Annotated in this window: 14 protein-coding genes; 6 read left to right on the top strand and 8 right to left on the bottom strand. The window is 38.0% G+C overall.

The genetic code is table 11. The features are described from left to right. The first annotated feature begins 130 nt into the window (after positions 1 to 130). Both cls and uvsE read left to right on the top strand, forming a co-directional pair. The gene (gene cls, locus J2Z26_RS18900) at positions 131 to 1,330 is read left to right on the top strand and encodes a cardiolipin synthase (protein ID WP_193535207.1); all 1,200 of its coding nucleotides are present in this window, start codon (positions 131 to 133) and stop codon (positions 1,328 to 1,330) included. A gap of 268 nt (positions 1,331 to 1,598) precedes the next feature. Next, the gene (gene uvsE, locus J2Z26_RS18895; RefSeq protein WP_193535206.1) at positions 1,599 to 2,552 is read left to right on the top strand and encodes a UV DNA damage repair endonuclease UvsE; all 954 of its coding nucleotides are present in this window, start codon (positions 1,599 to 1,601) and stop codon (positions 2,550 to 2,552) included. Positions 2,553 to 2,603: 51 nt separating this feature from the next. On the opposite strand, the gene J2Z26_RS18890 is transcribed toward uvsE, so the two are convergent. Continuing rightward, a complete protein-coding gene (locus J2Z26_RS18890) occupies positions 2,604 to 2,756 on the bottom strand; it encodes a hypothetical protein (protein WP_193470764.1) in 153 nt (50 codons plus the stop codon). Between the two features lie 134 nt (positions 2,757 to 2,890). Between J2Z26_RS18890 and J2Z26_RS18885 the strand changes: the two genes are divergently transcribed. Then, complete coding sequence (locus J2Z26_RS18885) at positions 2,891 to 3,442, top strand: DUF3231 family protein (protein ID WP_193535205.1); 552 nt, start codon at positions 2,891 to 2,893, stop codon at positions 3,440 to 3,442. Between the two features lie 29 nt (positions 3,443 to 3,471). Here J2Z26_RS18885 and J2Z26_RS18880 read toward each other — a convergent pair whose 3' ends face one another. From J2Z26_RS18880 to speE, 5 genes are all read right to left on the bottom strand, one after another. Then, complete coding sequence (locus tag J2Z26_RS18880; protein ID WP_193535204.1) at positions 3,472 to 3,642, bottom strand: XapX domain-containing protein; 171 nt, start codon at positions 3,640 to 3,642, stop codon at positions 3,472 to 3,474. Between the two features lie 119 nt (positions 3,643 to 3,761). Next, complete coding sequence (gene argS, locus J2Z26_RS18875; protein WP_193535203.1) at positions 3,762 to 5,432, bottom strand: arginine--tRNA ligase; 1,671 nt, start codon at positions 5,430 to 5,432, stop codon at positions 3,762 to 3,764. After that, on the bottom strand, positions 5,429 to 5,875 hold the full coding sequence (locus J2Z26_RS18870) for a YwiB family protein (protein ID WP_319638029.1): 447 nt from the start codon (positions 5,873 to 5,875) through the stop codon (positions 5,429 to 5,431). The genes argS and J2Z26_RS18870 overlap by 4 nt, the downstream gene beginning before the upstream one ends. Positions 5,876 to 6,532: 657 nt before the next feature. Then, the gene (speB, locus tag J2Z26_RS18865) at positions 6,533 to 7,405 is read right to left on the bottom strand and encodes an agmatinase (protein ID WP_193535201.1); all 873 of its coding nucleotides are present in this window, start codon (positions 7,403 to 7,405) and stop codon (positions 6,533 to 6,535) included. A gap of 64 nt (positions 7,406 to 7,469) precedes the next feature. Then, positions 7,470 to 8,297: a spermidine synthase gene (gene speE / locus J2Z26_RS18860; protein ID WP_193535200.1), complete on the bottom strand. Its 828-nt coding sequence runs from the start codon at positions 8,295 to 8,297 to the stop codon at positions 7,470 to 7,472. A gap of 513 nt (positions 8,298 to 8,810) precedes the next feature. On the opposite strand from speE, the gene J2Z26_RS18855 reads away from it, so the two are divergent. Next, a complete protein-coding gene (locus J2Z26_RS18855) occupies positions 8,811 to 10,883 on the top strand; it encodes a transglycosylase domain-containing protein (protein WP_193535199.1) in 2,073 nt (690 codons plus the stop codon). 304 nt (positions 10,884 to 11,187) lie between these two features. Here J2Z26_RS18855 and J2Z26_RS18850 read toward each other — a convergent pair whose 3' ends face one another. Next, positions 11,188 to 11,706, bottom strand: a complete 519-nt coding sequence (locus J2Z26_RS18850) for a YwhD family protein (protein ID WP_193535198.1) — start codon at positions 11,704 to 11,706, stop codon at positions 11,188 to 11,190. Between the two features lie 48 nt (positions 11,707 to 11,754). After that, entirely contained in the window at positions 11,755 to 12,426 is a 672-nt protein-coding gene (locus J2Z26_RS18845) for a site-2 protease family protein (protein WP_193535197.1), read from the bottom strand. 132 nt (positions 12,427 to 12,558) lie between these two features. Here J2Z26_RS18845 and J2Z26_RS18840 point away from each other — a divergent pair, with 132 nt between their 5' ends. Together J2Z26_RS18840 and J2Z26_RS18835 are read left to right on the top strand one after the other, a co-directional pair. Further along, the gene (locus J2Z26_RS18840; RefSeq protein ID WP_193470774.1) at positions 12,559 to 12,744 is read left to right on the top strand and encodes a 2-hydroxymuconate tautomerase; all 186 of its coding nucleotides are present in this window, start codon (positions 12,559 to 12,561) and stop codon (positions 12,742 to 12,744) included. Between the two features lie 366 nt (positions 12,745 to 13,110). Next, positions 13,111 to 14,421, top strand: a complete 1,311-nt coding sequence (locus J2Z26_RS18835) for an NCS2 family permease (RefSeq protein WP_193535196.1) — start codon at positions 13,111 to 13,113, stop codon at positions 14,419 to 14,421. Positions 14,422 to 14,465 lie beyond the last annotated feature (44 nt).

Raw genomic sequence — 14,465 nt, 5'->3', positions numbered from 1 at the left:
ATCTCTATAACTCCATTATATAATGAATGAGCATTCAGTCAACACATTTATATGAAAAACAACCTTATAAAATAATTTTGGAAGTATTCGTCTACACTAATAAAACCGAAAAGAAAGGAGTTACAATCATATGAATGTAATAGCTACTGTGTTCGCTGTATTAATGATTCTATTCTTGTGGCTCCGAATTGATTACAAGCTTGGCCGAAAAAAACATTTATCGATCGTTAATAAGCGTGAATTTCCTGAGCGTAAAAGTAATCTCAAGCTTTTTACTGAAGGGAACAGCCTGTTTACGGATCTCTTTAATGAGATTGAGAATGCAAAAGAACATATTCATATCCTGTTTTATATTGTAAAAGATGATAAAATCAGTCGGGAATTTCTTACTCGTCTTAAAAAGAAAGCACAAGAAGGAGTAGAGGTACGATTACTGGTCGATTGGGTTGGCAATAAAATCTCAAAAGAAATGAAGGTAGACTTAAAAAAGAGTGGAGTTCAATTATTTGAATGTCACATCCCTAGGTTTCCTTATTTGTTTTACTCTTTGAATGCTAGAAATCATCGAAAAGTAACAGTAATTGATGGCAAAATTGGTTATCTAGGTGGCTATAACGTTGGGAAAGAATATCTCGGTAATGACTCAAAATTTGGTTTTTGGCGAGATTATCACTTAAAAATTGAAGGAAAAGGTGTACAAGATTTACAAATGCAATTTTTATATGATTGGAAGGACAGAACTACTATTGATTTAACTCAAAACCCAAATTATTTTCCACCACTAATCGAAGGCCAAAGCTATATGAAGCTCGTCCCAACAGATGGAGCATACCTACAAAGTCACTTTTTAGAACTATTAAATACTGCAAAAAAAGAAGTCAAGATAGGTTCACCGTATTTTATTCCTGGCTCAAAACTGTCAAATGCGATATTATATGCATTAAAACGGGGAGTAAAAGTGACAATCCTTTTACCTAGAAAGGCTGATCACTTATTTGTTAAAGAAGCTGCCGTCCCATATTTTCAACCACTTTTAAAAGCAGGCGCAAAAATTTATTTTTATGAAAAAGGCTTTTACCATGCAAAGGTGTTTATTATTGATGATGTTATCTGTGATATTGGCACCGCAAATTTTGATAAGCGTAGCCTTTATTTAAACCATGAAATAAACTGCTACATTTATGATAAAACAGTTATTCAGGAGGTTAAGGCACAGTTTAGCGAGGATTTAGCCTTCTCTACTGAAATCACCCTAGAAAGCCTACAAAACCGCTCTATCTTCCAAAAATGGAAAGAATCATTCTCAACCCTTATATCAGCTTTTCTATAACAGGTCCCTCCTTCTTTGGGAAGGACCTTATTACTTTTTTAGAGGCACCTTTTGCAATGATTGTTGCTTTTAAATATAGTTATATTTAGAGTGGATTGGAGCGGAAGGCACTTGACTCCTGCGGGAAGTAGAGGAAAGGTCGAGACCCCGCAGACGGAACGTCGAGGAGGCTCGACTTCCTCCCCGCGGAAAGCAAGTGCCTGCAGCGGAAAGGAACGGTCTATGTTCATATTACGAAAAGAACGTTTTAAAAAAGGAGGGAACATGTTTGAGAATAAGATTAGGCTATGTATCACATGCATTATCACTATGGGAATGCTCACCCGCAAAGACCATGACTTTTACAAGATATCAGCAGCTTGAAGAAATTGAAAGAATTCAAAAACTCAAAGAAATCACGGCACATAATTTGCGTAGCACATTACGAATGATTTACTACAACATCGCCCATGATATTCACGTCTATAGAATGTCTTCATCCATTGTACCTTTAGCTACCCATCCCGAAGTCATGTGGGATTATCGATCTGTTTTTAAAAAACAACTAAAGGAAATCGGGACTGCTGTAAAAAAAAGTAAAATGCGTGTAAGCTTTCACCCGAACCAATTTACATTATTTACAAGTGACAAGGAACATATTACAGACAATGCAGTTATTGATATGCAGTACCATTATGACCTTTTAGATGGAATGGGCCTAGCGGATATCTCAAATATTAATATCCATGTTGGAGGAGCCTACGGTGACAAGATTACTGCAATTGAGAGATTTCATCAAAACATTGTAAAGTTACCAGATCATATAAAAAAGAGAATGACGTTGGAGAATGACGACAAGACGTACACAACGGAAGAAACTCTTAAGGTTTGTAAAAAAGAACAGATTCCACTCGTATTTGATTATCATCACCACCAAGCAAATCTTGGCTCAACTGACCTTTCGGAGCTATTACCTGAGGTTTTTTCAACTTGGGATCATTTTGGCATTATTCCTAAGGTTCATATTTCTTCACCCAAGTCTGAAAAAGAATTTAGAAGTCATGCTGACTACGTGGACGCAGAGTTCATCTTACCTTTTCTTCATCTTGCACGTGAAGTAGGTCAAGATTTTGATATTATGATTGAAGCAAAGCAAAAAGATAAAGCCTGCCTCAAACTTACTGAAGACCTTTCTAAAATTAGAGGTGTTAAGCGTATCGATGGCGGCACGATCGAATGGTAAAAGGTGTTCCTCAAGGTAAATTTTTTTTACCTCTTGGAACACCTTTTATTATTAATCCTCCATAAAAATACGAGCGTAATACATTGACTCATCATCTAAATCATGTTCTTTTTCCATTGATTCTAAATCATTCTGGCGCTTATCATCCGCGATTTGAAAGGAGCCTGAGATATTTGGTACTTTACCTTGTTTATTCTTGTCCACTCTACTCTTCCCCCCTCTCCTACTGTCCGTAGTATTTTCTGAACATAATGAGTGCATTCATAAACTACTAAATTTTTTCATACACAGATTGTTATTGGGGCACATTAAAACTAAATGGAAGGAGTGGAAAATAAATGGGAAACCCGATAGAGGCTGTCTGGAATTTACTTAAAACTCGACTAGATGTTGAGCCAAAATCACCCTTGCATGTAATTGAAGTAGGTGATGTATGGAAGTACCTCGCTGCACTTGAGGAATTTATTCGGTATGAGGAAATAGGTCTGAATACAACAGTTGATGATGAGATAAAAGAGGTATTAACTGACGCAATAAAACAATGTGAATCACAAGCAAAACGCCTTAGTGATTTCTTGACAAAGGAAGGAATTCCGCTTCCTAATACTGCAGCAGCTAAACCTGTCTCAGACCCAAACTCTGTGCCATTAGGCGTCAAATTAACAGATGATGAAATTGCAAATGGTTTGGCATTCAAATTTGTAAACTTAATGATGTTATGTGGGAAAGGGCAAGGAGACTGTCTTCGAAACGACCTTGGGCTAATTTGGGTAGAGTTTTATACTGAATCCCTTACCTTTGGAACTACACTAAAAACATTAATGAGAAAACGCGGCTGGCTCAAGGTACCACCCTACTATTATCCACCAGGAAATACATATAGCAGCTAAATAAAAAAACCACCAATATGGCGGTTTTTTTATTTTGTAAACATCGGTGCAACCATTTGAAATAATTTAAACCCTAGATAAACCCCTACTATCCCGGTTACCCCAGCAAGAGCAGGTGGAGCAGGTATAGGTAGCTTTAAAAGGGCAAATAAAAAACCTACAATAATTCCTGTAATAAGTGATAATATAACTTCTTTCATTAATTAGTAAACCTCCAATAATTAGAGTTCATTTTATTTTGACCAATAAAATAATTCTCTACTCAAAAAACATCTGGTTTTTAGGAAAAGTCCCAACACCAGATGCTTCTTGTCACACCTTACATTTTTTCAGGAGCAGAAACTCCGATTAGCGCTAGTGAGTTTTGTAATGTAATTTGTACTGCTTTCATTAGTGCTAAACGAGCTTTTGTACGATCCATATTTTCTGTATCTAGCACCTTCTCCGCATTATAGAAGCTATGAAGAGTAGAAGCCAATTCGTTAATATAATTTGTGATTCGATGTGGTAAACGCTTTTCGGCAGCTTCTGAAACCGCAGCCGGGAACTCGCCAAGCTTTTTCAATAAATCTACTTCTTTTTCAGAACTAATCAGAGCTAGTTCCAATTCACCATCAAGCTTCACACCCATTTCTTGACCTTGACGAAGCATACTACAAATACGAGCATGTGCATATTGTGCGTAGTAAACCGGATTTTCATTTGACTGTGAAACTGCTAAGTCCAGATCAAAGTCAAGATGTGTATCTGAACTTCTCATTGCGAAGAAATAACGCACCGCATCTAAACCTACTTCTTCTATTAAATCACGCATCGTTACTGCTTTCCCCGTACGTTTACTCATCTTCATCTTTTCACCGTCTTTATAAAGATGAACAAGTTGGATAATTTCAACCTCTAATGTATCTGCTCCATAGCCTAATGCTTGAATAGCCGCTTTCATACGAGGAATGTACCCATGATGGTCTGCACCCCAAATGTTGATTAGCTTTTCAAATCCTCTCTTCAGCTTGTCCTGATGATAGGCAATGTCTGGTGTTAAATACGTATAAGAGCCATCATTTTTAATTAACACACGGTCTTTATCATCTCCGAATGTCGTAGAACGGAACCAAGTTGCACCTTCTTCTTCATAGATATGTCCTTTATCACGAAGAGCTGCTAATGCATCATCAATCTTACCGTTATGATAAAGTGAAGTTTCTGAGTACCACTCATCAAATTCAACTCTAAATTCCTTTAAGTCATGTTGAAGCTTTGCCATCTCATATTTAAGACCGTATTCACGGAAAAATGCGAGACGCTCTTCTTCTGATACATCAGAATACTTATCGCCAAACTCTTCAACAAGCTTTCTACCAATTCCAACTATATCTTCTCCATGATAGCCATCCTCTGGCATTGGGAAGTCTTGACCAAGAGCTTGGAAATAGCGAGCTTGAACCGATAATGCTAAATTGTTAATCTGATTTCCCGCATCATTGATGTAGTATTCACGTGAAACCTCATAACCTGCCTTAGCTAAAATGTTACATAATGTATCACCAACAGCTGCACCACGAGCATGTCCTAAATGAAGGTCTCCTGTAGGGTTTGCAGAAACAAACTCTAGTTGAACTTTTTGGTTGTTTCCTATATTGGTTTCTCCATAAGCCTGACCAGCCTCTAGGACGGTCGGAACTAAATCAGTTAGATAACCATTGTTCATATAAAAATTGATAAAACCAGGTCCTGCAATTTCGATTTTTTCTATAGAAGCCTTTGATTTATCAAAGTTCTCAACAATGCTTTCTGCAATCATACGTGGAGCTTTTTTCGCCACTCTTGCTAGTTGCATAGCCATATTCGTAGCATAGTCCCCATGTGCTTTTTCCTTTGGTAATTCTAAAATAACATCCGGAACTTGATCTTCTACTGCTAGACCCGCCTTCACAACAGCATCTTTTATTTCGGCTTTTAATTTCTCTTTAACTTGATCAACGATATTCACCTTGCTTTTTCCTCCTCATATGTAATTGTCATCGCATATCTACCAACCTGATCTCCTTGCATTTGTAGCTTATAAGCAAGAAAGAGTTTTCCTTTGAGAGAATGCTTTGATGGCGTATATTCTATATTATTTGTATCGGTAAGTAGCTCAAACACACCATGTGGGCTTTCATAGCTTCCGATTGCTTTTTTGCCTTTTGTGAAGACTTGTCTCATTTTCACAGCCCCTGAACGGAGGATTAACACTTCTCCATCAGCTATTTTTATAATGGTGTTTACGTTTCCTGTGTCGTTATTTTCGATAAATCGCAGGAATGTCGCTTCATCTTTTATGTAGTATTGGCCTTTAGCCTCGATTGTAACATTCTCTTTTTGATTGGCTTGACGTATTTCTGTAGTCAGTTTCACTTTAATAGGCCGTCCAGCCACTAAAGGTTGATTCACTAGCATTGCACTTCCTTATTATGTAGGTAATTAGCTTTAGATTTGGGTTTGATACAACATCTATTTGTATCAGTATTCCATATAACTTAATAAGTATAATCATTCTGTGTTGAAACTTCAATCGTTGGTAAACTTAATATAATATTACAAGAAAAAGGTCTATCAAAGTACATGGGGTGGTTATTCGCTAGAATCCACTCGCTTTCCGCGGGCAGTCCGGGAGCCTCCTCGGCGCTCCGCACCTGCGGGGTCTCCCGTTGACGTGCTACTCCCGCAGGAGTCTCGTGGATTCTAGCGAATAACCGAACACTAAACATAAGCTAGGATATATAGGGTGAAACTAATTATTGACATTGACAAATTAGTACTTAGTTATTCTAAACTAAATTTCACCAACAATGAAAATCTTTAAGAGATTGTTGCTATATATTTATCCTTGAGTGGATTGGAGCGGAAGGCACTTGACTCCTGCGGGAAGTGAGGAAAGGTCGAGACCCCACAGACGGAACGTCGAGGAGGCTCGACTTCCTCCCCGCGGAAAGCAAGTGCCTGCAGCGTAAAGGAACGCACTAGGTTTAAATTAATTAACACTATATGGAAACAAAATTAAGAAACCATACTATATTTTTCAATAGTACGGCTTCTTAAAGTTGTTCTTTACTTTACCCATCCTAAAATCATTTCACGGATGAGTTTGCTTGCTGTGTTTGCTGTTTGTTCTGAAGGATCATAGATTGGTGCTACTTCTACTAGGTCTGCGCCAACAACGTTTACTTTTGATCTTGCAATTTCGTGGATGGATGCTAGTAATTCTCTTGATGTAATTCCACCTGCGTCTACTGTTCCTGTTCCAGGTGCATGAGCAGGGTCTAGTACATCGATATCAATCGTTACATAAACCGGGCGTCCTGCTAGTGTTGGTAAAATTTCTTTTAATGGCTCAAGTACTTCAAATTTCGAAATGTGCATTCCTACTTCTTTAGCCCATTGAAACTCTTCTCTCATTCCCGAACGAATTCCAAATGAGTAAACGTTTTTAGGACCGATTAGCTCACAAGCCTTTTTAATCGGTGTAGAATGTGATAATGGTTCCCCTTCATAATCGTCACGTAAATCTGTGTGTGCATCCATATGAATGATGGCTAAATCAGGATACTTTTTATACATTGCCTTAATAACAGGCCAAGACACTAAATGCTCTCCACCCATTCCTAAAGGAAATTTATCTTCAGCTAGGACTTTATCAACAAAGCTCTCAATCTCATCAAGGCTTTTTTGCGGATTTCCAAACGGTAATGGAATATCTCCTGCATCAAAGTATTTCACTTCTTCTAAATGGCGATCTAAATAAGCACTGTACTCTTCTAATCCAATTGATACTTCACGAATACGAGCAGGACCAAAACGTGAACCTGGTCGGTAGCTTACTGTCCAGTCCATCGGCATTCCGTAAAGAACTGCTTTGCTTTCTTCAAAGTTTGGGTGACTTTTAATAAACACATTACCAGAATAAGCTTCGTCAAAACGCATTTTACATTCCTCCGTTTTTCATAGATAAGAGGCGCCTAACACAAGGCGCCCTTTTTTTATTTATTTATTTGATTAAGTCAGCTACAAATTTCGGTAAAACAAATGCCGCTTTGTGTAGCTCTTTCGTATAGTATTTAGTTTCAATTTCGTGGAAACGTTCTTCACTTACTTCAAGAGGATCATATTTTTTTGATCCGATTGTAAATGTCCAAAGGCCACTTGGGTATGTTGGAATGTTTGCAGTGTATAAACGTGTGATAGGGAAGATTTCCTTCACGTCACGTTGCACATTCGTAATTAATTCAGGCGTGAACCAAGGGTTGTCCGTTTGAGCAACAAACACACCATCTTCTTTAAGTGCTTTTGAAATTCCAGCGTAAAATCCTTTTGTAAATAAGTTAACTGCAGGTCCAACTGGCTCAGTAGAATCAACCATGATTACATCATATACATTTTCGCTTTGAGCAATGTGCATGAAGCCATCATCAACTTGTACGTCTACTCGTGGATCTTCTAATTTACCCGCAATTTCAGGTAAGTACTTTTTAGAGTACTCAATTACTTTTCCATCGATATCAACTAATGTTGCTTTTTTCACGCTAGGGTGTTTAAGAACTTCACGAATTACTCCACCATCTCCGCCACCAACAACTAATACGTTCTCAGGATTCGGATGTGTAAATAAAGGTACGTGAGCAACCATCTCATGGTATACAAACTCATCCTTTGTTGTAGTCATAACCATTCCATCTAAAAGTAACATATTTCCGAATTCTTCTGTTTCTACCATATCAAGCTTTTGAAACTCTGTTTGTTCTGTATGTAACGTACGCTTAATTTTTGCTGTAATTCCAAAATTCTCTGTTTGTTTTTCAGTAAACCATAATTCCACTTTAGCAACTCCCTTTCCTAAATAAGCATATTATTTTTTAGAGTACCCTTTAGGTAACATTTCAAACCAAAAATTAACTATTTCATCTATGTGTTTAAAGGCATTCTTTTCCTGTATTTCCATGATTCTTAGCTAACGAAAAAAGTATAGAGTAAAGTGTCGAAAATGTAAAGAATCTATGGAAGTTTTTAAATGTTTTATTGCTTTGAATGTTGACCGTTCCTTTGCGCTGCAGGCACTTGCTTTCCGCGGGGAGGAAGTCGAGCCTCCTCGACGTTCCGTCTGCGGGGTCTCGACCTTTCCTCTACGTCCCGCAGGAGTCAAGTTCCTTCCGCTCCAATCCACTCTTCAATCTCTACGAAATACCTTTAAAAATATCCAACCTAAAAAGCTAGACTTTTTTTACTAGTTTCACGTTTAAAAAGAGCTTTATAGCCTAATACTGTTAGATAGTAAGAAAAATGATCGGAAGAACTATGGCCAATTTGGTCTGTAATAGGTGAGGTGAATTCATTGGAAATCATTACGAGTGGGCGTTTAAAAAATACAATTAAGTACCTTCGGGCTTTATTTATTATTGGATTAATCCTATCAATCTTTTTCATGCTAGGTATCCTCGGCGTACTAGCCTATGCAAAATCTCAAGGTGCTCCACCTTTAGCAGTACCACAAACTAGCCTTTTTTATGCAAGTGATGGCTCCATTATTGAGGAAAGTCATCGAGGTCAAAAAAGATATTGGGTACCGCTCTCGGAAATGTCACCTACCATTATAGACGCAACGATTTCTATTGAAGACCGAAACTTTTACCGACACAACGGTTTTGATTATAAACGAATTGCTGGGGCTGCTATAGCTGATATTAAAGCAATGGCAAAGGTCCAAGGTGCTAGTACAATTACCCAGCAGTATGCTAGAAATCTATTTTTAGAGCATGATAAAACGTGGAGTCGTAAGATTACTGAAGCTCTTTATACGGTTAGACTTGAAATTAACTATAGTAAAAAAGAAATCTTAGAAGGCTATTTAAATACAATCTATTATGGTCATGGAGCCTATGGAATTGAAGCAGCATCCAAATACTACTTTGGCAAATCTGCTAATGAGCTTTCTCTCGCAGAATCAAGTATGTTAGCTGGAATCCCCAAAGGGCCTAGTCGTTATTCACCTTATGAAAACCTTGAAAAAGCGAAGAGTCGTCAAAAAATCATCTTGAACTCGATGGTTTCAAATGGATACATTACGAAAAAAGAAGCAGAAGAAGTGTATCAAACGAATCTAGCATTTTTTAAAAGTGAAGATTTAGGAAGAGAAAGAATTGCACCTTATTTTCAAGATGCTGTTAAAAAGGAGTTATTAACACAGACTAATATCGATGAAAAGACGATTGAAATGGGTGGACTGCGTGTATACACGACTCTCGATCCAAAGCTGCAAAAGGTAGCAGAAGAACAAGTAGCCAAAAATGTTAACCCAGATTCTGAGATTCAACTCGGTTTTGTGGCAATGGATCAGTATACCGGAGAGGTAAAGGCATTAATTGGTGGAAGGAACTATGAAGAAAGTCCATTTAACCGTGTTACCCAAGCAGAAAGGCAGCCAGGTTCAACCTTTAAACCTTTTCTCTATTATGCAGCACTTGAAAATGGCTTTACCCCTTCTACTGAACTAAGAAGTGAGGTAACTACTTTCCTTTACGATGATGGAAATAGCAAGTATACACCTCATAATTTCAATAATTACTATGCGAACGGTACAATTACACTAGCTCAAGCATTGGCATTATCAGATAATGTTTTCGCAGTTAAAACCCATGTCTTTATCGGGGAAAATTCTCTTGTTAATATGGCAAAAAAATTAGGTGTTACAAGTGACCTAGTAAATGTGCCTTCCTTAGCACTAGGGACTTCTACAGTTAGAGTCATTGATATGGTAAATGCTTATGGTGTCATTGGCAATGGTGGTCAAAAGATTACTCCCGTTTTTATAAAAAAAGTTGTCGATCATAAGGGTGATGTGATCTATGAAGCTGAACAAAGCAAGGAACAAGTTCTTGATCCAAACCTTGCATTTGTGACAACACATATGATGACAGGAATATTTGATGCAAAGTTAAATGATTATACCCGTGTAACCGGACAAACCATTACGAATTCATTAACGCGTCAATATGCCGGAAAAACAGGAAGTACAAAAACAGATAGCTGGATGATTGGCTATTCACCACAGCTTGTGGCTGGAATTTGGACTGGCTATGACCGCGATGAAAGAATAACATTAACCGCAGAAAAACAGTATGCTAAAAAAATCTGGGCTGATTTTATGGAAGAGGCACATACAGGAAGAAACGTTACTGCTTTTAAGCCGACTGAAGGTGTGATTGGTGTCTATGTTAATCCCGACAACGGTAAACTTGCTACAAATGCATGTCCAATATCAAGACTCACTTATTATGTAAAAGGGACCGAACCGACAGAATACTGTATGGACCACGTTGATCATTATGAAGAGGTAGAAGAAAAACAGCCAGAGGAAGATCCAGATAAGGATAAAGGCTGGTTTAAAAAGATATTTGATTGGTTTTAATCTCAAAGGCGCAAGTGCCTCGTTCAGCCCCGACAAGCAAATGTTCTGGGACAAAAAAAGTCCGCACTTTGACTTTTTATGGCACTCACTTATTTGACCTCGAGGGGCTAGGCACTGGAGCTGGATGTTATCCATATATAATTAAAAATCCCAGGAGCAATTGTCCTGGGATTTTTAGTGTCCTAGTTTCAGTGTGTGTTAACACTGTAAATTTAGTTTACTTATTTTATAAGAAAAGCTCAAGCACAACATGTGTTGTTCACGAAAATGTCATAAGTTTGTCAATATTTCTTTGTTGACAAATTTAGTTTTCAACGTGTAGACCTTGTTTAAGTTCGTCACTTGAGCGGTTCCATATGCCCAAATCATGTTTCTGTAAAAATTCGGCTAACAGCTTTTTTGATTTATCATCCATGTGGTCAACAATAATTTTGCGCTTCAATGATTTATCCATTAGGTTTACGTGCACAGGTAAAGACTTATAGCCACGACGTATCTCGCGGTCAACTGTCATTTCACAAGCCGTTACACCAGCATAATAGCCTCCATCTTGAGTAACATCAATTGTTACCCAGACAAGCCAATACGGTTTTCCATTAGGAACTTCTTCCTTATTCGGCAAAAATTTTATTCCTTTTTCCACAACGCTTCGTGCATGCATAGCTCCGATATCAACAAATACATCTTCATTTTCAATATCTACAAAAACAGGCGAGATGTTTTCAAGACTTAACGTTCCAACACCAAAGCCACCATGACCATCAGTTGAGTCATTTTTTAGAATATTAAAAGCTACCTTCTTTTTCGGTTGATCCTGTTCCATTATTCTATATCCCCCTAGCTATTATTCAAAGTTTGACTTACATGTAACCTACATCCCAAAAAGTGTACCAAAGAGACCTTGTAGTATGCCAATGACAAAAGGTATGACCGTATTGAATATTGGTTGGATTGTATATTGATCAAGTGGTGTTATGACTAGGAAAAGGAAAATAATAATTCCATAGCTTTCATATTGAGTCATTTTAGCACGTATGTCTGCAGGCATTAAATCCTCTAAAATTCGATATCCATCTAACGGTGGAAACGGCAGTAGATTGAAAACAAATAATAGTACGTTTAAGTAAATAAGCATTTCAAAAAATTGAATTGCTCCATCCTGCAGGGCAGGCGACATGGAACCTAATAGTCCAGTCCTTGCAAATAAGTAAAGTAGACAAAAACCAATGGACGCCACAATCAAATTACTTATCGGTCCAGCAACGGACACAAGCACACCTGCAAGTCTTGGATTTTTAAAGAAAAATCGGTTTACTGGTACGGGTCTTGCCCAACCAAATCCAGCAATGAAAATGAGCAGTGTTCCAATTGGGTCTAAATGAGCAAGTGGTGATAAGGTTAGTCTTCCTTGATTTTTCGCAGTAGGATCACCGAATTTGTATGCTACATATGCATGTGCAAATTCATGAACAGTAAAAGCGATCAAAAGGACTGCGACCACATATGGAATCTGTTCCAATGGAAAAGCCAAAAATCGTTCCACAAAAAATCCCCTTTATATCAGTTTATTCATTTTTCTTTATTTACCATATACTCTAAGTATACAATAATAATGTTATAAATAGAAAATACTACATACTAAACACATACCGGCCAATTTAAAGGAGAGATTAACATGCCATACGTCACTGTCAAAATGCTAGAAGGTCGTTCAGAAGAACAAAAAAAAGCACTAGTTGAAAAAGTAACAGACGCTGTATCTGAAACAACTGGAGCACCAAAAGAAAAAATTGCCGTATTTATTGAAGAAATGTCTAAAAACCACTACGCACTCGGTGGAAAACGCCTGAGTGATGAATAATTTTTTTTCAGGGAAGCCTAGATAAAGAGGCTTCTTTTTTAATTTTGAATTTAGGATATTCAACAGAGTGCATTGAAGCGGAAGGCACTTGACTCCTGCGGGAGTTGAGGGAAGTTCGAGACCCCGCAGACGGAACGTCGAGGAGGCTCGACTTCCTCCCCGATGGGAATTCGCTCTTGAAAAAGCCGGCTGTTGGGCTTTTTCATAATTCCCCGAGGAAAGCAAGTGCTTGCAGCGCAAAGGAACGGTCTAGGTTCAAAGTGAAAACAATATAAATCTACAATTCGCACTTGCAATCCACACTAAAAACGAATATTATATTTAAGGTCTTAAAAAATCGTTCGTATTTTGGAGGTTTCTTACTTTATGTTTACGTTCTTTAAGTTAAATGAATTAAATACAAACGTCAGAACAGAAGTCATCGCAGGTATCACCACATTCCTAACAATGGTATACATCGTCATTGTTAACCCTATTATTCTTTCAGATGCTGGTGTACCGTTCAATCAGGTATTCACAGCAACCATTATAGCAACCATCATCGGAACGCTTTGGATGTCACTGTTTGCAAACTATCCAATTGCCATCGCTCCTGGAATGGGGCTTAACGCTTATTTTGCCTATTCAGTTGTTGGCACAAATCCAAATATCACGTATGAAGTAGCATTTTCTGCTGTTTTCTTTGCAGGTGTATTGTTTATCATTTTATCTTTAACACCGTTTCGCAAAAAACTAATCGAAGCCATTCCCGAAAATTTAAAGCACGGAATTACTGCTGGAATCGGTTTATTTATTGCGTTTATTGGTCTTCGCTTAACTGGTATTGTTACAGCACATGAAGCAAATTTAGTTACACTTGGAAATCTTCACGACCCTGGAGTTATTTTAGCACTAGTAGGCTTAGCAGTTACCCTTGTATTAATGTCACTTAATGTGCATGGAGCTTTATTCATCGGTATGATCATTACTGGTGCGATTGCTTTCTTCACAGGTCAACTTGAGTTCAAAGATGGATTTGTTGCACTTCCTACTCTTTCTGAAGGTTTGATTGTAGCTAATCCATTTGCTGCAATTGGTGACGTGATTCAGTACGGTTTATATGCAGTTGTATTCTCCTTCCTATTAGTTACTATTTTTGATACAACAGGAACAATGGTTGGAGTAGCCCAGCAGGCTGGGCTAATGAAAGGAAATAAAATGCCTCGTGCACGTCAAGCTTTATTAGCAGATTCTGTTGCTACAACAGCCGGTGCGATGTTTGGTACAAGTCCAACGAGTGCTTATATTGAGTCATCTGCTGGTGTTGCAGCTGGTGGTCGTACAGGATTAACCACGCTAACAGTTGCGATTTTGTTCGGAGTTGCTGCCTTTTTCGGGCCACTTGTTGGAGCTGTTTCTGGAATCGCCGCTATCACAGCACCTGCGTTAATTATCGTTGGTAGCTTAATGATGGGTGCCATCTCACATATTAAATGGAATGAGTTAGATGAAGCATTTCCTGCATTCTTAATTATCCTAAGCATGCCACTAACATCAAGTATTGCGACTGGAATTGCATTAGGATTCATTTCTTACCCATTAATGAAGGTCGTTAAGGGGAAATGGAGAGAAGTTCATCCTCTTGTTTATTTATTTGCCATATTGTTCTTCTATCAATTAGCATTTCTTCCACATTAATCTCAAAAGCGCAGGATACCCGTTCAGCGAAGACCACTAGACGC

It is taken from the genome of Cytobacillus luteolus (assembly GCF_017873715.1).
In the GTDB taxonomy this organism is placed as follows: domain Bacteria; phylum Bacillota; class Bacilli; order Bacillales; family Bacillaceae_L; genus Bacillus_BV; species Bacillus_BV luteola.
The sequence above is the reverse complement of the archived record's forward strand: the minus strand, read 5'-3'. Positions and strand labels throughout refer to the sequence as shown.

What these genes read in the sequence shown, in the direction of transcription:
- cls (WP_193535207.1), top strand. Translation starts at nt 131, where the DNA reads ATGAATGTAATAGCTACTGTGTTCGCTGTATTAATGATTCTATTCTTG.
- J2Z26_RS18885 (WP_193535205.1), top strand. Translation starts at nt 2,891, where the DNA reads ATGGGAAACCCGATAGAGGCTGTCTGGAATTTACTTAAAACTCGACTA.
- J2Z26_RS18880 (WP_193535204.1), bottom strand. Translation starts at nt 3,642, where the DNA reads ATGAAAGAAGTTATATTATCACTTATTACAGGAATTATTGTAGGTTTT.
- speB (WP_193535201.1), bottom strand. Translation starts at nt 7,405, where the DNA reads ATGCGTTTTGACGAAGCTTATTCTGGTAATGTGTTTATTAAAAGTCAC.
- J2Z26_RS18850 (WP_193535198.1), bottom strand. Translation starts at nt 11,706, where the DNA reads ATGGAACAGGATCAACCGAAAAAGAAGGTAGCTTTTAATATTCTAAAA.
- J2Z26_RS18840 (WP_193470774.1), top strand. Translation starts at nt 12,559, where the DNA reads ATGCCATACGTCACTGTCAAAATGCTAGAAGGTCGTTCAGAAGAACAA.
- J2Z26_RS18835 (WP_193535196.1), top strand. Translation starts at nt 13,111, where the DNA reads ATGTTTACGTTCTTTAAGTTAAATGAATTAAATACAAACGTCAGAACA.